The sequence below is a fragment of the Sphingobium sp. LSP13-1-1.1 genome (genome assembly GCF_040676415.1).
In the GTDB taxonomy this organism is placed as follows: Bacteria; Pseudomonadota; Alphaproteobacteria; order Sphingomonadales; family Sphingomonadaceae; genus Sphingobium.
The window spans coordinates 175,560-195,638 of the sequence record NZ_JBEGHU010000023.1 but is presented as its reverse complement, the minus strand read 5'-3'; the positions used below and the strand labels follow the sequence as shown (position 1 = coordinate 195,638).

10 protein-coding genes are annotated in these 20,079 nt (G+C 61.8%); 3 read left to right on the top strand and 7 right to left on the bottom strand.

What is annotated here, in order from left to right; translation table 11 throughout:
- Positions 1-24 precede the first annotated feature (24 nt).
- Positions 25-1,929, bottom strand: coding sequence for a sialate O-acetylesterase (locus tag MRBLSP13_RS12885; RefSeq protein ID WP_363754813.1), 1,905 nt, complete (start codon positions 1,927-1,929; stop codon positions 25-27).
- Between the two features lie 260 nt (positions 1,930-2,189).
- Between MRBLSP13_RS12885 and MRBLSP13_RS12880 the strand changes: the two genes are divergently transcribed.
- Positions 2,190-3,764 (top strand): alpha-L-fucosidase, encoded by a 1,575-nt coding sequence (locus MRBLSP13_RS12880; protein WP_414714626.1) that lies wholly within the window; start codon positions 2,190-2,192, stop codon positions 3,762-3,764.
- Positions 3,765-3,839: 75 nt separating this feature from the next.
- Here the strand turns inward: MRBLSP13_RS12880 and MRBLSP13_RS12875 are convergent, their stop codons facing one another.
- The 4 genes from MRBLSP13_RS12875 to MRBLSP13_RS12860 all read right to left on the bottom strand — a co-directional run bounded on the left by MRBLSP13_RS12875 (position 3,840) and on the right by MRBLSP13_RS12860 (position 12,929).
- Positions 3,840-6,698 (bottom strand): TIM-barrel domain-containing protein, encoded by a 2,859-nt coding sequence (locus MRBLSP13_RS12875; RefSeq protein WP_363754809.1) that lies wholly within the window; start codon positions 6,696-6,698, stop codon positions 3,840-3,842.
- Between the two features lie 20 nt (positions 6,699-6,718).
- Complete coding sequence (locus MRBLSP13_RS12870; RefSeq protein WP_363754807.1) at positions 6,719-8,365, bottom strand: DUF5597 domain-containing protein; 1,647 nt, start codon at positions 8,363-8,365, stop codon at positions 6,719-6,721.
- A 24-nt stretch (positions 8,366-8,389) separates the two neighbouring features.
- A complete protein-coding gene (locus MRBLSP13_RS12865; protein WP_363754805.1) occupies positions 8,390-10,819 on the bottom strand; it encodes a glycoside hydrolase family 3 protein in 2,430 nt (809 codons plus the stop codon).
- A gap of 232 nt (positions 10,820-11,051) precedes the next feature.
- Positions 11,052-12,929 carry a glycoside hydrolase family 97 protein gene (locus tag MRBLSP13_RS12860; RefSeq protein ID WP_363754803.1) on the bottom strand — a complete coding sequence of 626 codons (1,878 nt, stop codon included), beginning with the start codon at positions 12,927-12,929 and terminating at the stop codon, positions 11,052-11,054.
- 406 nt (positions 12,930-13,335) lie between these two features.
- Between MRBLSP13_RS12860 and MRBLSP13_RS12855 the strand changes: the two genes are divergently transcribed.
- Together MRBLSP13_RS12855 and MRBLSP13_RS12850 are read left to right on the top strand one after the other, a co-directional pair.
- Positions 13,336-14,076, top strand: coding sequence for a FadR/GntR family transcriptional regulator (locus MRBLSP13_RS12855; RefSeq protein WP_363734598.1), 741 nt, complete (start codon positions 13,336-13,338; stop codon positions 14,074-14,076).
- A gap of 284 nt (positions 14,077-14,360) precedes the next feature.
- On the top strand, positions 14,361-15,890 hold the full coding sequence (locus tag MRBLSP13_RS12850; RefSeq protein ID WP_363734599.1) for an alpha-N-arabinofuranosidase: 1,530 nt from the start codon (positions 14,361-14,363) through the stop codon (positions 15,888-15,890).
- Positions 15,891-16,066: 176 nt separating this feature from the next.
- Here the strand turns inward: MRBLSP13_RS12850 and galA are convergent, their stop codons facing one another.
- Together galA and MRBLSP13_RS12840 are read right to left on the bottom strand one after the other, a co-directional pair.
- Complete coding sequence (galA, locus tag MRBLSP13_RS12845) at positions 16,067-18,961, bottom strand: beta-galactosidase GalA (RefSeq protein ID WP_363754801.1); 2,895 nt, start codon at positions 18,959-18,961, stop codon at positions 16,067-16,069.
- 53 nt (positions 18,962-19,014) lie between these two features.
- Positions 19,015-19,968, bottom strand: a complete 954-nt coding sequence (locus MRBLSP13_RS12840; RefSeq protein ID WP_363755250.1) for an alpha/beta hydrolase — start codon at positions 19,966-19,968, stop codon at positions 19,015-19,017.
- Positions 19,969-20,079 lie beyond the last annotated feature (111 nt).

The window sequence follows — 20,079 nt, the reverse complement described above, 5'->3', positions numbered from 1 at the left end:
GCTCCCCTGATCTGGCGTTCCGGACTATTTCTGGTCGATCTTCAGCGAGAAACCCGAGGCCGGGAGACCTGCGGGGTTATAGAGGTTGACGATAGGACTGGCCTGCCAGAGGTAGCGCACCTCGACCGCCTCCGGGTCGGCGGGCAGGGTCACCGTGTCGCCCGCAACCTCGCCGTGGACGAAGCGGCACTGCGCGGCGGCATTACACAGTTCGAAACCGATCGCGCCGGCTCCGGCCATGGCGACCAGAGGTCCATGGCCAAAGCGCACCTCGATGCCCTTGGCGGTGCGCGATATGCCTGTCGGCGAAGGCCCCCGATCCTCGACCGCTTCGCCAAGCGCCAGATGGCGTGCAGCCAAGGCAAGCCTGCGCCCGACGTCCTGCTTGTTGGTCGGATGGATATCCGCGACCTGGCCGATATCGACCGCGCTGGCCATGCCGACCTGGGGATCGGCGTCGGCAACCTGACGCTGAACGTCGCGCAATTGGCCCCATGGGTCGTCCGTCGGTGTGGAAACCAGCGGCCCCCAATTGGCGAGTTGAACCATGATGAAGGGCGTCGCGCCAAATCGCTTGCGCCAATCGGCAATCATCAGCGGCATGAGCTTGGCATAGCCCTTGGCATCGCCAGCATTGGCCTCCCCCTGATACCATGCGAAGCCCTTGACCGGGTAGTTGTGGAGCGGGGCGATCATGCCGTTGAACAGCGTGGTTCGTCCGGCGCCGCCCGTCCACGGCGCAGAGGGGAGCGTGCCAATCTGGTTTATCGGAGCGCCGGCTGCAAAACTCCATTTTTCCAGCGGGATGCTGGTTCCATCCGCCAGAGTGAGATTGCGTGGACCATCGCCCCACAGACCGCCGCCGCCGCCGCTGTCGACCACCGTGATGTCGATCAGATTTTTGCCCGACTTAAGTGAGCCGCGCGGAACGGGGTAGTTGCGTAGGGTCGTCCATCCGCGCTCCACTCCCACGCTTTTGCCGTTGACCCGCGTGAAATCCGCGTCGTCTATGGCGCCGAGCGAAAGTTTCGCGCCTTGCTTCGCCTGCGCCGCGGTCAGGGTGATCGTGGCGCGATAATAGCCAATCCCGTCGAAGTTCGCGAGCGACGGCACCCCCCAGCTTTCCCACAAGCGCAGGCCCGGCACATCCTGCCATTTCGCGTCGGCGGGCGCGGTCTCCCTTTCGCCCAGCGCATTGCGGGTCATGCTAGTCCACTGTACTGATGCCGCCTGCGGATCGCGGGCGTAGGTATCGAGCAGCGCAAGTTCGCCGGTGTAGCGAGGGATCGTCTGCAAGGCCTCACGGCTGATCCACTCCTCGATCGGCGATCCGCCCCAACTGGCGGCGACAAGGCCGATCGGTATTTGCTGGTGAAGCTGCAATTCGCGCCCCATGATGAAGCAGGCGGCCGAGAAATCGGCAGCTGAGGCGGGTGTTGAGACCTGCCAGGGGGTGGGGGCGGTAAACCGGTCCTGCGGCCGCGGGCTGGATTGCCGCGGAACGTTCAGCAGGCGCAGCATCGTGTTGCCTGCGCTGGCCACTTCGGCGTCCGAATTGGTCACGTGGCGCAGCGTGAATTCCATGTTCGACTGGCCCGAGCAGAGCCAGACATCACCGACCATGATGTCGTCCAGGCTGATGACCTCGGTGCCGCTGCGCAGCGTGACGGCATAGGGACCACCAGCCCCGCGCGGTGGAAGGGTGATGCGCCAACGCCCTTGCGGATCGGCATTGGCCGAATAGTTTTCGGCTCCGATCGCAACCGTCACCTTACTGCCAGGCGCGGCCTGGCCGCTGATAGGGATCGGACGATCGCGCTGAATGACCGCGTGGGAGGAAAGGGGCGTATCGAGTTCCAACGTCTGTGCGGATGCGATTGCAGGCATTGCAGATGCAGACAGCAGGAACAGGGCAGGGATCAGCTTCATTTCGGGCCTTTCAAGTTCGGGCGGAGGTTCCGGAAGGCAGATCGGCTCTCTCGTCTGGCCGTCCTCCGCCGCCGCGACATGGCAGCACGCCCTGACAGCTGGATCGCCCCATGCATTTTCCGGATCGATGCCCCCTTCCTCTCGGTTGATGTCATGGCTAACGAAGGATAATAAATCAGACAATAGAGATTCGAGGGAGAGATGACTTGTTCAGTCTTGAACGGCGCAACCTGCTTGCCGGAGGCCTCGGCCTTGGCGCCATGATGTCGGCTTCGGCCCCGGCGGCAACCTTCCAGCCGAACTGGACGTCGCTGGTAGATGGCTGGGAAACCCCGCAATGGTTCCGTGATGCCAAGTTCGGCATATGGGCTCATTGGGGACCGCAATGCCAGCCGGAGGCGGGCGACTGGTACGGCCGGTTGATGTATCTTCCTGGCAGCGGCGCCTACCAGCATCACCTCTCCAATTACGGCCATCCTGCCGACACCGGATTCATGGAGATCATCAATCGCTGGAAGGCGGAGGCCTGGGATCCGGCCGCTCTTCTGAAGCGCTACAAGCAGGTGGGCGCCAGATACTTCATGGCGATGGCCGGCCACCACGACAATTTCGACCTTTACGACAGCAGTCATCACTCGTGGAACGCGACGCGCGTGGGGCCGAAGCGGGATATTGTAGCCGGGTGGGAAAAGGCGGCCCGCGCCGAAGGCCTGCCCTTTGGTGTCAGCAATCATATCGCCCATGCCTGGCACTGGTATCAGCCCGCCTATGGCTATGATCCCGAAGGCCCGCGCGCGGGACAGCGCTATGATGCTTTCCGCCTGCGCAAGGAGGACGGCCAGGGCAAGTGGTGGGAAGGGCTCGACCCGCAGGAGCTTTATGTCGGGCCAGCTTTCGTCGCTCCGGACGGCATTGCCAGCAACAAGGCGATGGAATCCTGGCACGACGTCCATGACGGGCGCTGGCTGGAACAGGCGGCGGCAAAGAACCCCGCCTTCGTCCGCAACTGGCTGCTGCGCCAGAACGAACTGGTCGATCGGTACAAGCCCGACATGGTCTATTTCGACAACACGCGGATACCTTTCGGTTCAGTGGGCCTGGAAGCCGTGGCTCATTACTATAATCGTGCGATCGAATGGCATGGCAGCCCGAACGTAGTGCTGACGTCGAAGATTCTGACCGACTATATGCAGGGCGGCCTGATGAACGATGTCGAACGCGGCTTCTCTCCGGTCATGCGCGAGCAGCCCTGGCAGACCTGCACCTGCATCGGTGACTGGCATTACAACCGCGGACGGTTCGACCATAAGAGCTACGTACCGGCGCAAAAGGTCATCCAACGCCTGAGCGACATCGTGTCGAAGAACGGCAACCTGCTGCTGTCTGTGCCTGTGCGCGGTGACGGAACGATCGACAGCGAGGAGGAGAAGATCCTCGACGGCATTGCCGCCTGGCTGAAGGTCAATGGCGACGCGGCGATCTTCGGCAGCCGTCCCTGGCGCAGCTTCGGCGAAGGGCCGACCAGCGTACCCGGCGGACGGATGGATGAAGGCAGCGCGAGCGACTTCACCGAGCGGGACGTGCGCTTCACCACCAACAAGGGCGCGCTTTATGCCATCATGCTGCTGTGGCCGACCGGCACGGCGCGGATCGAGTCCCTTGGCAGGCGCGCGCTGGGTGGTGCGACCATAGCGAAGGCCGAACTGGTGGGCGGCGGAAAGCTGGCTTGGAAGCAGAACGACGATGCGCTGGAGATCAACTTCCCCAAGCCAGCGCCGGGGCAGATGGCGCCGGTGGTGAAGCTGCAAGGGGCGGGGCTGCTCTCTGCATCCTGACCGCAATGAAAAAGGCCGGCCCTGACAGGATCAGGGCCGGCCTTTTGCATGTCGACGGAGATTTGCCCGGTCGCCTCACCGCATGGTGATGGTGACCGGATTGCCGTCGTAGACGATTGAATATTTGCCGTTCTCCGCGAAGTCGATCGGCTGCCGCGTCGCCTTGTCGTAGAAGCGGACCGAGATTGCGCGCTTCCCCGGCATGCCGGAGAATTCGCCTTCGCGCTTGCCGATGGTCAGGCTGTGCGCGGCGTCGTTCCACTGGATCGCGACGCGCGAGAAAGCGCCCTTGCGGTAGCCTTCGCTGGTCCCATCGTCTTCGTAGAGCGAATAGCTCCCGTCCGCACCTGTAAAGACGTGCAGCACGATGGGGCCATCCGGCTCTTCGCCCGTGTGTTGGATCGCCGGCCCGGTCGGCACGATGGATCCGGCACGAACGAACAAAGGCATGCGCTCATAGGGCGCAGCGGCGTCGATCTCTTGCCCGCCGGTATGGAAGGCACCGCTATTGAAGTCGTACCAGCCCGAACCGGCGGGCAGGTAGACCTTGCGGCTACGCGCCTTGAAATCGGTGACCGGAGCGACGAGGAATGCCGGGCCGAACATATATTGATCGTCGATGTTCCAGACCTTGCGGTCGGAGCCGAAATCCTGGACCAGACCGCGCATTATCGATCCATCCTTGAACCAGGTATCGGCTGCGGTGGTGTAGATGTAGGGCAGCAGCCGGTAGCGCAGCTTGTCGTACCAGATCATCGATTCCTGCATCGCCGGATCCTTGTCCGAGATCAGGTAGATTTCCCGGAACGGCGTTTCCCCGTGGCTGCGGAACAATGGCGAGAAGGCGCCGAACTGGAACCAGCGCAGGTTGAGTTCGCGCCATTCCGCCAGATGCGCGGGGTCCTGGTTGGTATAGCGATCTTCAACCGCAAAGCCGCCAATATCATGCGTCCAGTTGGGCAGGCCGGACATCGAGACGTTAACGCCAGCCGAAATCTGCTCGCGCAGATTGTCCCACCGCGCGGCCACATCGCCCGACCAGATCGCCGCGCTGGCGCGTTGCAGGCCACCAAAACCCGAACGGGTCAGGATGAAGGGGCGAACGTCCGGCCGTGCCTCGCGCAGCCCCTCGGCAACGCCGTCGACATGGACAAGCGGATAGCTGTTGAACAGCGGTTCCGCAGCGCCGATCGCCGTCGGCCCCATGGTCTTGATGCGCTGTTCGATCGACAGGTTGGAGTGGATATCCGGTTCGGTCGCGTCGAGCCACCAGGCGTCGAAGCCCTTCGATACCAGTTCGCGCTTGATCTGGTCGAAGTACATCTTGCGCGCGCCGGGCGAATAGGCATCGTAGTCGGTGTTGAGATATCCCGGCCCGACCCAGTCGAGATTCTTCATTTCAAGATTGCCGTGATAGAGCCAGCCGTTCTTGTCCAGCTCCTTGGCGTTTTCGGTGTTGGGATAGAATTTGGGCCAGACTGAAATCATGACCCGCGCATCGAGCGCGTGGATTTCATCGACCATGCCCTTGGGATCGGGGAATCGCTTGGGATCGAACCTGTGGCTGCCCCATTGGTCCTGCGGCCAGTAGAACCAGTCCTGCACGATATTGTCGATCGGGATCTCGCGTTTGCGATATTCACGCAGCACGCCAAGCAGTTCTTCCTGGGTTTCGTAACGCTGCCGGCTTTGCCAGAAGCCATAGGCCCATTGGGGCAGCAGCGTCGCCTTGCCGGTCAGCTTCCGGTAGCCTGCAATGGACTTGTCGATCGTGCCGCCACCAACGAAATAATAGTCCACCGCCTTTCCGGTATCCGATGTCATCCACAGCGAATGCCGATCCTTCCGGGGCAGGGGATTGTTGTGCAGGAACGCCATATATCCGGCGTTGGGGGTCCATTCGATGCGGATCTTGACCGGCTTTCCGGCAGTCATCGGCAGTTTGAAATTATGATACCAGGGGTTCCAGTTCTGACGCCAGTGATCCATGACCAGCTTGCCGTCGGCATAGACCTTGAAATAGCTTGATCCATATATCTGGAATCGGTGCTCGCCGGTCGTGTCCGCCGTCACGTCGCCTGTCCAGACCACCTGCTGTTCCTGGGTCACGACGCCTGCGGTGTTCTGCCCGCTGTCGGCTGACGCCTTGGTCGTGGCCTTTGCCGCCGTCGGCCATTTCGCCTGGTCCTCGATATATTGATAGTCGATGACATCTTCCTGACGCAGCGCGGCGCGCGACTTGCCCAGGAAATATTCGGCCTTCCAGCCCGGCTTGCCGTCGCTCGTGACCTTCAGATCCTTGCCGACGAATTCATAGGGGCGTGGATTGCCGAAGCGGGTGATGCCGTCATTGTCCCACAGCAGGCCGTATCCCCGCGTCGAAACGACATAAGGCACGGCTATCGCCATATTGTGCTGGGCGAGTTCCACGTCCTCGCCATTATAGTTCATCTGGCCGTTCTGGTGCTGGCCCAGGCCATAAAAGCCCTCGTCGGTACCGGGATTGAACTGCTGGGACACGGTGAACCAGCGCTTGCCTTCCACGTCACGCGGGCGAAACGCACTACGCCCCGATTCCGTCAGGACAGCTTTGCCCGCGCGATCCAGAAAGCTGACCTGTCCACTGGCCAGATTGATCACCGCGCTCGCGCCGGGCAGCTTCAGCGTGACGCTGCCTTTGGACTGGGTGACCACCGGCTTTCCCGCTGGTTTGGCATTGACCATGAGGCTTTCGGGGACCTCGTTGAAATCGCCGGTGGGTACCGCAGTGACGCGGAAGCTATCATCGCCATAGGCGATCACGCGGACCCGCTTGGCGGCACCGGCGTCAGGAGTGACCACAACGCCGTTGTCGATGGGTTGATAGCTGCCGGCGATGGCCGAGGTGCTCGCGGTGGCGAGCAGCGCAAACAGCGCGATACGGGAAAGGGACATGGCTGTATTGCTCCGGCTGATCAGTTGGGATTGCCGACGGGTATCGGCGGCGTGCCTTTGACGGCGGCGAATGTGATGCGCAGCACCTGCTCGCGATCGGTGAAGTTGAGGCCGTAATCGATCGAATCGCCGTTCCAGACGCGACGGAAAATCCATTTGCCGTTGTCGTAACGACCTTCTTCGACGCGCAGCATCATCATCGATTCAAACGGCGCCGGTTTGGAAAGGCCGAAATAGACGCGCGCCTTGAAGCCGGTGACGAGGAACTCGTTTTCGGCGATCTGGGCAACTGCGAGACCGCCGACCGGCTCGGCATTGCCGGTGGGCTTGTCCGTGCCGAACTGCCACTGACCGAAGGTAACGGTCATGTTGTACTTGCCCATGTCGACCTTCTGGCTGTGCTCGGCTTTCGGGTCGGTCGGTTCAGCCACGCCCCAGGTCTTGCCCTGCGCTGCCCAGGCGGCCCATTCCCGCTGCATCGGCGCGAACAGCCGATAGTTACGGGCGAATAATTCCATCGTCGCGTCGTCGAGATCCTTGGCGCCGAGCGGATAATTATAATAGCCTGTGTAGTCCATGCCGAACGGGGCGAAGCCAATCGAACCGCGGCCGACGACCGGGAAGAAAAACCTCGCAAAATCCCGGTCGTTCCCGGTTTCCGGGACGATCAGCGCGTTGTCAGGCCGGTCGTAATAGTCGAGATACGCCATGTAGGCCGCGTGGTCGCGAGTGTAGATATCCGGCGCCACGATATCGATCGCCGGAGCGGCGGCCTTGTACACGTCGATGACAAAGTGCACCGGGCCTCCGCTCGAATAGGTGGTCGCAGGCTGGCGGCCGAAGGCGCCGGCCAGCGCCGCGTTCACGTACATCGGCAGGGGCTTCACGGCCTTGCCGGCAGCGGCGATCTCGTCGATGTAGCTGGCGATCGACCAGGCATGGAAGAATTCGTCGGCATCGCCGCCGAAAACCTGACGCCATGTGCCCGACTGCTTCTTCATCTGCTTGAGTAGTGGGGCGGGCACCTGCCCATCAAAGAGCTTTTGCGCGATCGGGGAAAAATCGCGGACCGATCCATAGGAACCGACCTCATTTTCCGGCTGAACCATAATCACGGTGTTCTGCGGGTCGTTCTTCTTGAGATATTCCATCAGCTTCACGAAGGCCCGCTTGTCGGCCTCCAGCGTCGATCGATAGTGCGGCGAGAGGGCGTAATGGACCTCGCCTTTGGCATTGATCATGTGCGGGAAGCGCTTCTGGTCGAGCTTGACCCAGGCCGGCGCGTAAGCCGGCGCGGTGTTCTTCCAGGTTCCGAACCACAGCAGGACGAGCCGAACATTGTTTGCCCTGGCCTGGGGCAGGAGGGCGTCGAGAAAGGAGAAGTCGAATTTCCCCTCCACAGGTTCGATCTGTTCCCATCCGACCGGGACTTCGACCGTATTGGCGTGCATCTTTCGGATCGCAGGCCAGACCTCGGGAAGCATGTCGGGGTAGTTGGCCGAATTGTTGACCTGTGCTCCCAGCATCAGGAATGGCTTGCCGTCCACAATGAGCGCATGATTGCCGCCCCTGCTTTCCAGGCGCGGGATCGGATGCTCTGTCTGGGCCGCGACCGGCGCCGCGAGCAGCGCAAGCAGCAGCGCAAGGCATTTCTTCACGCTTTGCATGACATTTTCCCTTTCCAGGCGTCGTCAGTTTCGCGGCGGGCAGAAGCCGCCGGGCGCCTGTGTCGTCAATTCCACATTGGCGATCGATACAGTCAGCGGGCCGGTCGCGGACAGGCTCCATGCGGGGTGGACATGCGCCATGTCGCCGCCGCCGCGCTGGGCGAAGCATTTGAGCGGGATGCGCACCGTTTTCCATCCCCCGACCGTGCGGAACAGGTCGGTTGCATTGATCGTGCCCCAACCCATTGTGAGCGTGACCGGACCGCTTGCGGGGCGATCGACCCGGTAGACCATCTGCAACATCATCTCGGCATTGGTTTCAAAGCCAAGGTCGATATCCTCGCCGTCGATCGTCGCCTTCCCATTGGCCGCCGATCGCCAGCCCAATTGCATCGCGCCCTCCTGGCGCATCGCCGAATCCACCGCTGTGCGGGTGATCGCGGGATCGATCTGCAGCGTAAATGGCTTTTGGACGTGCCCATCGATATAATAGCGGCTCTTGTTGATCGGGGTGCCATCGATTCCGGGAACCTCGTCGAGCGATCCCACCTTGCCCGGCTTCGCGTAACTCAGCCCATATCCGAAGGGGAACAGCGGGTCGTAGCCCGGTTGGCCCCGGTTGAGGAGAAACTGCGCTGCTGTCCTGGGCCAGCTGAAGGAAAGCCGGCCGGTAAAGTCCTGGCGTGGCCGACCCTCGGCATCGCCGACCAGCACATCGGCTATCCCGCCCCCCTCGCTTCCGGGCAGCCAGGCGGCAACAAAGGCGTCTGACTGGTTCAGTTCCGGATTGACCCACATCGGACGGCCGGAAAGGAATACGGAGACAACCGGGATACCGGCAGCCTTCAACTTCTTGAGCAGCGCGAGGGCTTTCTTGTCGCCAGGCTCGAATTCCAGGGAGCGGATATCGCCGCTGCCCTCGGCATAGGGCTTCTCGCCGAACACCACGATCGCCAGGTCGGGCCTGGTGGCATAGCTTCCGTCCGCGCTGAAGGTCGCGCTGCCGCCGCTCGATTTCATGGCTTCCGCGATCCCGGAAAAGATCGACTGGGCATTGGGGATATCGGCATTGGTGTTGCCGTCCCCCTGCCAGGAAAGCGTCCAGCCCCCGGATTGCTGGCCAATGTCGTTCCCGGCGCTTCCCGCGACCAGGATATTCGCGGCTGCTTTCACCGGCAGCACGCCATCATTCTTCAGGAGAACGAGCGATTTGCGGACCGCTTCCCGCGCCAGTGCCCGGTGTTCCGGCGACCCGATCATATCGCTGCGTTGTTCGAACGGTCGGGCCGGGTTGAAGAGTCCGGCCTTGAACTTGACGCGCAGGATCCGCCTGACGGCATCGTCGATCCGGGCCATCGGGATCACCCCTGCGCGCACCTGCTTCACGGTATTATCGAACAGCCCCTTCCAGCTATCGGGTGCCATTGCCATGTCGAGCCCGGCATTGAAGGAGGCCGGGCAGTCTGTCGCGGTACAGCCGGGAATCTGGGCATGTCCGTTCCAATCTCCGACTATGAAACCGTCAAAGCCCATCCGTTTCTTGAGAACATCGGTCAGCAGGGACTTGTTGCCGTGCATCTTGACGCCTTGCCAGCTGTTGAAGCTCGCCATGATGGTGTGCGTTCCGGCGTTGATTGCCGGAGGATAGCCCGCCGCATGAATGGCGATCAGCTGGCCTTCAGGGATATCGGTGTCGCCCTGGTCGATACCGTTGGTGGTACCGCCGTCGCCCAGAAAATGCTTGGCGCTGGCGGAGACATTTCCGGTCTGGATGGAGCCCGTTCCCGGCTTGCCTTGCAGTCCCTCGATCATGCGACCCGCATAGGCGGCGACGAGAGAAGGATCCTCCGAATAGCTTTCGTAGGTTCGGCCCCAGCGATCATTCTGCGCGACCGCCAGCGTTGGAGCAAAGGCCCAGTCGATCCCGGCCGCCGTGATCTCCTTTGCAGTGGCGTCCCCGATGCGACGGATCAGGTCAGGGTCGTTCGCGGCGCCCAGCGCTATATTGTGGGGAAACAGCGTTGCCCCGACCACATTGTTGTTGCCATGCACCGCGTCGATCCCGAACATGATCGGGATGGGCACGTGACCCGGACGCTTCTGCATTGCGATCTGGTTGAAGGCGTGCACAGTCGCGATCCACGGCCCGGCAGGAGAACGGTCGGGCGCGCCGATCGGCGGCGAACTGCCGCCGGCAAGGATCGAACCGAGCGGGTATTTGGCAAGATCCTCCGGCTTGATCGCCGACGTATCGGCCTGGATCATCTGTCCGACTTTTTCTTCCAGCGACAGCTTGGCCAGCAGTGCGGTAATCTTCGCTTCCGTCCGGTCGTCTATCAGGCCCGCGCTGCGTGCCTGCGGCCATTTGGCAGGATCGGCCACGCCCCGTGTTTCGGCTTGGGCAGGCAGAGCGTTAGTCGCCGCCAACAAAAGTGGCAGCGTCAGGCCTGACATTGCGGCCCGCTTGTGGCTAACTCTCATTTCAGACAATTCCTCCCAAACAACCATTTCTATTTGTCATACAAAATAGATGCCCGCCTATCAAGATCGGGTCGCAAGCAGGATGAAGATTTTGCTCGCGCGTTGCGCAATGCGGCAATTTGCCCCTTGATCCGGAGGCACCATCAACGAAATAGCCCGACGCTGCAGCCAGGACGGGCGCACCTGCCCAAGCTTTGGGGCGGGATCAGTCGATTGGACGGATCCGAATTGCCGCACCACCACCGTCGGTCATTGCGATGGTCAGGGAATCGCGGCTGGTGACGGTGATGGATTTCGCAGTCACTTCGTTGGGCGTCGCGCCGTCCTGCCAGATTTGCGCCTCGAACCGGCCCATGCCGAGCAGAGTGAGCGGGACGATCACGTTTCGTGCACCGCCGGCGTTCATCGCGCCGATGAACCAATCACGCCCCTTGCGTCGCGCGAGAACGATGTGGCTGTCGGGCGTGCCGTCGATGAAGCGGGTCTCGTCCCAGGCCGTCGGGACGATCCTGATGAAGTCGAACCCGCTCGCATTGGCGTAGGCTTCCGGTGCGTCGGACACCATCTGGAGCGGGCTGTCGTAGACCACATACATGGCGAGCGCCTGACTCCGGCTGTTCTGGCTTACCGGCATTGATCCGTCGCTGGGTCCGGCGGCTTTCCCGCCGTTGCGGAAGCCGCCGGGGGTGTAGTCCATGGGACCCGCGAGCATGCGCGTATAGGCCAGCTTGACATTGTGCGCCGGCGTGACGGCGCCCCAGCCAATCTTGTCATACTCCGCACCCATCACCCCTTCCTGGGTGATATAGTTGGGATAGGTCCGCTGCATCCCTGCAGGCAGGAAAGCGGCATGCATGTCGAGCAGGAGTCTGCGCTTGGCGGTCTCGCGCGCCGCGCGCGTGTAGAATTCGACCATCTGCTGATCCTGCCGGTCCATGAAGTCGACCTTGATCCCCTTTATGCCCCAATTCCTGTAGTGGTCGAGCACCTCTTCCATCCGCGGTTCGAGATGTTCCCAGTGAACCCACAGCAGGAGGTCGACGCCCTTGCCCTCGGCATATTTGACGAGCGCTGGTATATCGATCCCGAATTCGGCGCGCAGGATGTCGGTGTCCTTGTTGGCGGCGCAGCAGCCGCCGGAATTCAGGGCCCAGCCGGCGTCGATCAGGAAATAAGGCAGCCCGGAATCGGCAGCGAAGTCGATGAACTTGCGATAGCGTTCCATGGTGGGCTTTTCGCTTTGCGTTGGGCCTGACCACCAGTCCCAGGCGGCCTTGCCGGGCTTCACCCAGGAGAAATCTCCGCTCGGCTGGTGCGCCAGGTTGCCGACGAGCTCAGAGGATATGAGGTCGCCGGCCCGGTCGCCCAGCATCATCACCCGCCAGGCCGTTTCAACGCCATTGCTTGACTGAACGGCAACCGAAGGACGGTCCTTGCGCGGGGTCAACTCCACTTGCAGCCTATCTCCGGAACGGCGCAGGGTTGAACCGGTATATCCTTCTATCCCCGACTGCAGAATGGCGAAATGATTGCGGCCCGAAGGCGTGGCGCAGGTTGCCAGATGGTCATAGAGCTTGTTGGGGTCGAGTGCGGAGACCGGGATGTCTTGCCATTCCCGCTCATGCGAGCCGCTGGTTTCGGTGAAAAGACAATGCGTACCGGCGGGCAGGCGATAGCCGGTTCGCTCGCCGGCGATGGCGACCGGTCTGCCGGTGGGGATGACATAGCGAAACGCAACGCCGTCATTATAGGCGCGCGCCTCTATTTCGAGGACGCGTCCGCCTGCGCCGGTTTCCTGGAAGCGGATGGTCGCACCATTGTAGTGATCGGTCGCCTGGCTGGCCTTGGTCGCAATCAATGGCAAGGTGCGATTGACCGAGCGACGTTGAACCTTCATCGATTCAAGGGCTCGGTATGGTGGCGCGTCGGCCAGGACAATGCCGAGCGGGGCCTCGTTGGCGATGGTTTCGCCGTTGCGCGTGACCGAATAGGTCGTGCCGTCCGTAGCGATACGCATTTCAACGGATCTGTCGGGCGAGGTGATGGCGATCGCCGATGTGGCTGCGAGGGCGAGAGCGAGCACTGTCTGATCTCCATTTACGATTCATTCTTATCGGGATGGATTTGCTGCGCGCCGCACCAGCGGCTCCGTCGCAATCCATCTGTCCGTGGATATGTCAGACATAAAATTCAGGCAATCGTGAATTTTTCTTACGGCCTTTAAGGCAGTCGGGCTATTCTGGCCGCATGACCCGTTCGACCGCGCAATCATGGGGCCAGTGGATCGCATATCTAACCGGTCTATCACATATAAAAATTCATTTTCATCAGACGAATCATAATTGTCTGATTGAAGGGGGATTCTGTCGATCCCTTGCATAGAATAGCGAATGTTCTAAGAGTTATTCCATTATTGGGTGAAAGCGCGTAACCGGCTGGTCAGCAGGGCTTCTGTGGACGTTGTGTTCTGTGCGGTGGAAAGGTAATTAATGAAAAAAATCGCCGCCCGGAAGGATGCCGTCAATGACGGCAAGAGATTACGCATACATGGTACGATCGCGCGCGACATCGGCATCGCTATTGTATCGGGCCGCTATAAGCCGGGAGAATTGTTGCTCGGCGAAGTCGATGCCAGCGAGCGATTGAAGATTTCGCGGACGGCCTATCGCGAATCACTGCGGATCCTGTCGGCTAAGGGCCTGGTCGAATCGCGCCCGAAGACCGGAACCAAGGTCTGTGCGCACGACAAATGGCACTTGCTGGACCCCGATGTGCTGCAATGGATGTTCGAGTTCGAACCGAGCGATTTCTTGCTTGAGAGCCTTTTCGAACTGCGCCGCTTTGTCGAACCTGAGGCTGCAGCCTTGGCCGCCATACGGCGGAACAGCGAACAGGTCGCTCGGATGGAGACGGCGATCAACAACATGGCCAAGCACACTCTTGGAACGGAGGCGGGTCGTGAGGCGGACAAGGATTTCCATTCTGCCTTGCTCGAGGCCACCGGAAATCCGTTCATCATGACGCTTACTGGCGGAGTCAGCGCGGCCGTTGCCTGGACGACGGTTTTCAAGCATCGAGTGGCGCCGCTGCGCCGCGATGCCATTCCCGATCACCGCCGGGTTTTCGAATGCGTCAAGGCCGGTGATCCGGACGCTGCACGTAAGGCCATGGCTGATCTGGTTCATCTGGCCCTGCTGGATACCAAGCCAGTAGCGACCCAAACCCGATAAGTCACTACGCGGCCGGAACCGGCGTTGGAAATTTGCTGTCAGCCGGCAGCAAAGCCATGCCCTTTTGCGACATCATCGCAGTCAGATTGACTTGTCTGACTTAATCCTTCAAATGATGGGCGAGTGACGCTGTCAACCTGTGGGGGGAAGCCGGATTTCGTTCCAGCCAGCTCGGCTGCATAATCTGGTTCATGGCTGCTGCGGAGCGTCGCGGCGATGGCCTCTGCTTCCCCGAAGGCCGCAGCCTGCCGCCATGCAAGAAAATGGACGATGGGAGAATGGGAATGAAGTGGTTGCATCGCGTGACGATGGGGGCCGCTGCCTTGATGGTTGCCTCGGGCGTCGGCGCACAGGTTGCGGTTAACGTGTCGGTGGATACGACCAAAGCCGGACCGAAGATCGAGCGCGCGGTTTACGGTCAGTTTGCAGAGCATCTGGGCCGGGGGATCTATGAAGGCATCTGGGTCGGCCCTGACTCGAGCATTCCCAATATCAACGGTTACCGCAAGGATGTGGTTGACGCCCTGCGCAGGATCAAGGTGCCCGTGATCCGTTGGCCCGGCGGTTGCTTTGCGGATGATTATGACTGGCGCGACGGCATCGGGCCGACCGCGCAGCGGCCTGAGCGGATGAACAAGTTTTGGGGCGGTGTGCCGGAGAGCAATACGTTCGGCACGCACGAGTTCATGAACTTTTCCGAATTGATCGGCGCGGATGCCTATGTTGCCGCGAACATGGGTTCTGCCACGCCGCGCGACACCGCGCAGTGGATGGAATATATGACCGCCGGCGGAACCTCCACTCTTGCCAGGGAGCGCCGCGCCAATGGCCGGGACAAGCCCTGGACAGTGAAGTATATCGGCGTCGGCAATGAAAGCTGGGGCTGCGGAGGGGAAATGCGTGCCGAATTTGCCGCAGACCTGAGCCGCCAGTTCGGTTCCTATGCGCGCCTTCACGCACCCGGAACCTTCCGCGTGGCGAGTGGCGGTAGCGCTGATGATTTCAACTGGACCGATGTCATGATGGAACGGGCCGGCAAGATCTTCGATGGGATCGGCCTCCATTATTATACGATCCCGGGAGACTGGGCGAAGAAGGGTCAGGCGACCGGCTTTACCGAACGGGAATGGGCCGTGACCTTGCGCAACGCCATGGCTCTGGATGGCATGATTGCGAAGCACGAAGCCATCATGGACAAGCATGATCCGAAGAAGCGCGTTGCCCTGGTGGTTGACGAGTGGGGCACCTGGTACGATCAGGAGCCGGGATCGACGCCGGGCTTCCTCTACCAGCAGAACACGATTCGCGATGCTGAGGTGGCGGCGCTGACGCTCAACATCTTCCATCGTCATACCGAACGTGTGAAGATGGCCAATATCGCCCAGATGGTGAACGTGTTGCAGGCGATGATCCTGACAGACAAGGGCCGGATGACCCTGACGCCGACCTATCATCTGTTCGACCTTTATCTTCCATTCCAGGGAGCGACACCGTTCCCTGCGACGGTAAGCGGCCCCCATTATGTGCTGGGTAATGTCGATCTGCCGATGGTCGACGCTTCCGCGGCGAAGGATGCAAACGGCAAGATGTGGCTGGCGCTGGTCAATCTCGATCCCAACAAGTCGGCACGGGTCACCACCAATCTCACCGGCAAGGGGCAGGGCCGGGTGTTGAAGGGCGCGGCAATGGATTCGCACAACAGCTTCGACAAGCCTGAAACCGTAAAGCCGGTCGCCTATTCCGGGCGCATGGTGAACGGCAAACTTGTCTTCGATCTGCCTGCAAAGGCTGTTGCGGTGGTCGCGATCGACTGAACTCGCCCATGCACGGCGGTCGGCGTTCGTCCAGCGGGGGCGAGCGCCGACCATCGGCCTGGAGCATTTCCACTATGAGTGGAAATGCTCTGGTCTTCTGATGCCGCATTATCGGAGCCGTTGACCGTAAACGGCAAATTTGAACATATTCCAAGTCCGCCATCGCGCAGGCGGCCTCATCGCGCGCCAACTGTCGCCGGTTGCGACAGGCCACCGATCAGACCCGGTCGACTTTCCACCAGCAGCGTGACGACATGTTCCTCGCTGCCGGCGGGCACTGTCACGTCCAGCGGAGCCTCCACGAAGCCAAGCTTCTCCGCGACCTTGCGCCCGTCCAGCCAGATCTCCGCACGCCCGACGATCCCGCCGAAGCGCAATATTCCGCCATTGGCCTGTACGCGGCGTCGGGGGACGAAGGTGGCGCGCAGCGAGATCCAGTTGCCTTCGCCCTGCGCTGCTTCGATCTGGCCCGTGCCGAGCCATAGCCAGCTGTTCATGTCGGAATCTATCGGTTTCCGCATCGGATCCGGCTTGTCCGAGGATGCCGGGGATTGCCGCCAGCCTTCAAGCGTCTGCACCGAAGGGGTTGGGGCAACTTGTGCGCGCGGGGTGGTTGCGACGCGCGCGATGCTCACCTGTCCGGTTCTGAGGTCCTCCGCCTGGGCAGTCAGGCGAAGCGGGCCCGCTCCGGAATCGGCGCGCACGATGACCTGTGCAAGCCCGTTGAACAGCTTGCGGTTATCACCCTTTTCGGGCTCGTGGCTGTTCGGATCGCCATTGCCCAGACCGATGATCGCGCCGCCCGAGATCGCGAATTGGACAGGAAGTTGCGCCGTCGGAACATGGCGGCCGCGGGCATCGACCGCATCGACGGTGATCGGCTGCGCATCCTCGCCGTCGCCCGACATGACGGTTCGGTCCGGCGTAAGGCGCAGGGCAACGGGTGCGCCGGTGGTCTCGACAAGGGCGTGGGCTACCCGCCTTCCGCCGCGATAGCCCACCGCTTCAAGGCGGCCTGGCGCCCAGGGAACCTGCCAGCGCGGCATTTCGAAGCGATCGACCACCTTTTCGCCGAGCGGCCGCGCATTGAGGAACAGGGCGACGCGTTCGACATTGGTCATGGCCATTACTGTGATCGGCTCGCCTTCGCGCCCGGCCCAGTTCCAGTGGGGGGCAAGGTCGAGCAGCGGCCGGTCGTCGACCCATTGGGCCCTGTGCAGCCAATATGCGGTCTTGGGAAAGCCGCACAGATCCATGATCCCGAAAAAAGAGGACGCTGAAGGCCATTCATAGGGGGTGGGCTCGCCCCGATAATCGAAGCCGGTCCAGACGAAAGCTCCCGCCACGAACGGCCTCGTCGCGACCGCCTTCCATGCCTCGCGATGCGTATTGCCCCAGCTGGAACGCTCATCGTCATAGGATGCGAAGACATGATGGTCAGGATTATTCTGGAAGGCGCCGCGCGTCATGAAGGCGCTGGTGTCTTCCGAGCTGGTGATCGGTAGGTCCGGATGCGCCGCATGGAAACGGTCATACAGGCCGGGCTGGTAATTGAAGCCCACCACGTCGACCGCTTGGCTGACATTATGCGGTGTGAACAGGCCGGCGTTCATGGCCGCGGTAACCGGACGGCTGGGGTCGAGCGCCTTGACCTCGCTGGCCATCCGGCGGACCATTTCATATCCGGCCTCGCTGCCCTGCATCGGCTCTTCGTTGAACACCGACCACATGATCACGCTGGGCCGGTTGCGATCGCGTCGCACCAGCCATCGCAACTGTTCGATATAGTCCGGGCTGGTGTTGAAATTGCGGTTCTCGTTCATGACCAGCATGCCAAGCCGGTCGCAGGCGTCGAGCAGTTCGACCGGCGGTGCATTGTGCGAACAACGGATCGCATTGGAACCCATGTCCTTCAGCCTGCGGATCCTCCATTCCCACAGCGCATCGGGCATCGCGACCCCGACCCCGGCATGGTCCTGGTGATTGCAGCTTCCCTTGATCTTGAACGGCTGGTCATTCAGGAAGAAGCCCTTGTCGGCATCGAAACGGAAGGTGCGGAATCCGATCCGCAGCACGCGCTGGTCCTCCGCATCCGTCGGACCCGCAAGGGAAAGCCGCAGGGTGTAGAGATTGGGATCATCGACGGACCAGAGGCGAGGGGAGGGGACCGCCAGTTCGAGTTTCGCCTGGGCGCTGCCTAGCGGAGGGACCTTGGCTTCGACCGTGCCCTTGGCGACGGTGCGACCCTCGGCATCGCTCAGCACCGCGTTAAGCGTCGCCATGGCCTCGGTCTTGAGAATGCTGGCCAGCGAAGCGGTGACTGGCACGGTCCATCGGCCATCGATGCCGCGCCGGGGATCGGCATGGACGCCGTCGGTCCGGATATGGACCGGCGGTCGCGTGGCAAGCCAGGCGTGGCGGTAAAGGCCCGCCCCTTCATACCACCAGCCTTCCATCTTTTCCGCGTCGACCCGGATCGCGATGATATTGAGATCATCGCCGAAACGCGCGGTCGGGGTCAGGTCGATATAGATGGAATTATACCCGCTCCAATTGTGGGCTGCGACCGATCCGTTGATCCAGATCGTGGCATTTGTCGCGATTGCGCCAAATTGCAGTTCAAGATATTTGCCGCGATCCGCCGGGTCGAGCCGCACCGCCCGCCGGTACCAGGCATAGCCGCGCTGGCGATAGCCTTGCGAGGGGTTGGCATCGCGGTCGAACGGCATGTCGACGGCCCAGTCGTGTGGCAGGTTGACAAGCGGCCAGTCCGAATCGTCGAAATTGACCGCTGCGGCGCCCTGAGCCTGACCCGCCTTGGCATTGGCATAGCTCCAGCCATGGCCTTTTATCGCGGGAAAGGGGATATCGCTCTGGTGAAACTGCCAGGCCCGGTCCAGCAGCAGGCGTCCGGGTTCTTCCGGCTCAGGGGGCAGGGACATCGTGGCGCGCGGGGGCGGCATCGGCAGTTGGAGACCGGCCGGCTCGGCGGGGATCCGCGCACCGGCCTTCGCGAGCGGGGCCGAGGCAGCCACGCAGCCGATCGAGGCCAGAAATTCACGACGTTCCATCGGGCGATAGTTCCCTTGTCGATTGTGGGCTGGCCTGCCTTTTCCGGGCAGGGTTATGTCGAAGATGCTGGGATCAGGCCGTGGCTGGCGGCAAAAGCCGTGAACAGCTTGGGCCAGATGGAGGCTGGCTGGGAGGGGGGCAGGCGGATGCCGAAACCATGCCCACCTGCTTCGAAGACATGTAGCGTCACGGGCCGCCTGGCGGCCCGCATCGCGTCATACATGGCCAGACTGTTCGCCGAGGGAACGGCGTCGTCGTCGATCGTGCTGAGCAGGAAAACGGGCGGCGTATCGGCTGTCACGCGCCGGTTGACGGAGGCCGCGGCCAAAGCTGCGGGGGACGCCCCCGCGCCCAAAAGGTTGTCGCGCGAGCCGGCGTGGGTGAAATCGGAATCGAGGTTGATGACGGGATAGATCAGTCCGGCCACATCTGGTCGCGCCGGCAACCTGTCGGCGGCATCGACGGGGGCATAGATGGCCTCGTCGAACCGGGTCGCCAGCGAGCCTGCAAGGTGACCGCCGGCGGAAAAACCCAGCACGCCGACGCGGCCTGGATCAATACCGAAGCGGCTTGCATTGTGGCGGATGATGCGCATGGCGCGCTGCGCATCCTGCAAAGGCACCAGGCCCCGATCATGCCAGCCTTCGCCCGGAAGGCGGTAGGAGAGGATGAAAGCGGTAACGCCCAGGGCGTTGAGCCATTCCGCCTGGCTGACGCCTTCATTGTCATAGGACAGGAAAGCATATGAGCCGCCCGGCACCAGCAGCACCGCGGCGCCATTTGGCCGGGATGGACGCCATATCTCTATGGTCGGTCGGGCGATGCCGCGTATCCAGCGATCGGGTTTGGCTGGATTACGCGCCTGATCGTCGATCCGGTGCTCGATGGGCATTGCGGGGTTGTAACCGGGGGGCAGGTCGGGCCAGAGTTTCACCGCTTCGGACGTGCGGGACTTGGCGGCCTGTGCAAGGGTCGGGGCCATTGCAAGGGCAGCGCCGGCGCCCATGAATGTACGGCGGCCCAGCTTCACGCGTCGATCTTTCGGGCATTGGTCATGGCGATGGTGTCGGTCATAATTCCTCCCTGGCTGTTCAATTTTGTATGAGTATAAGGTAAG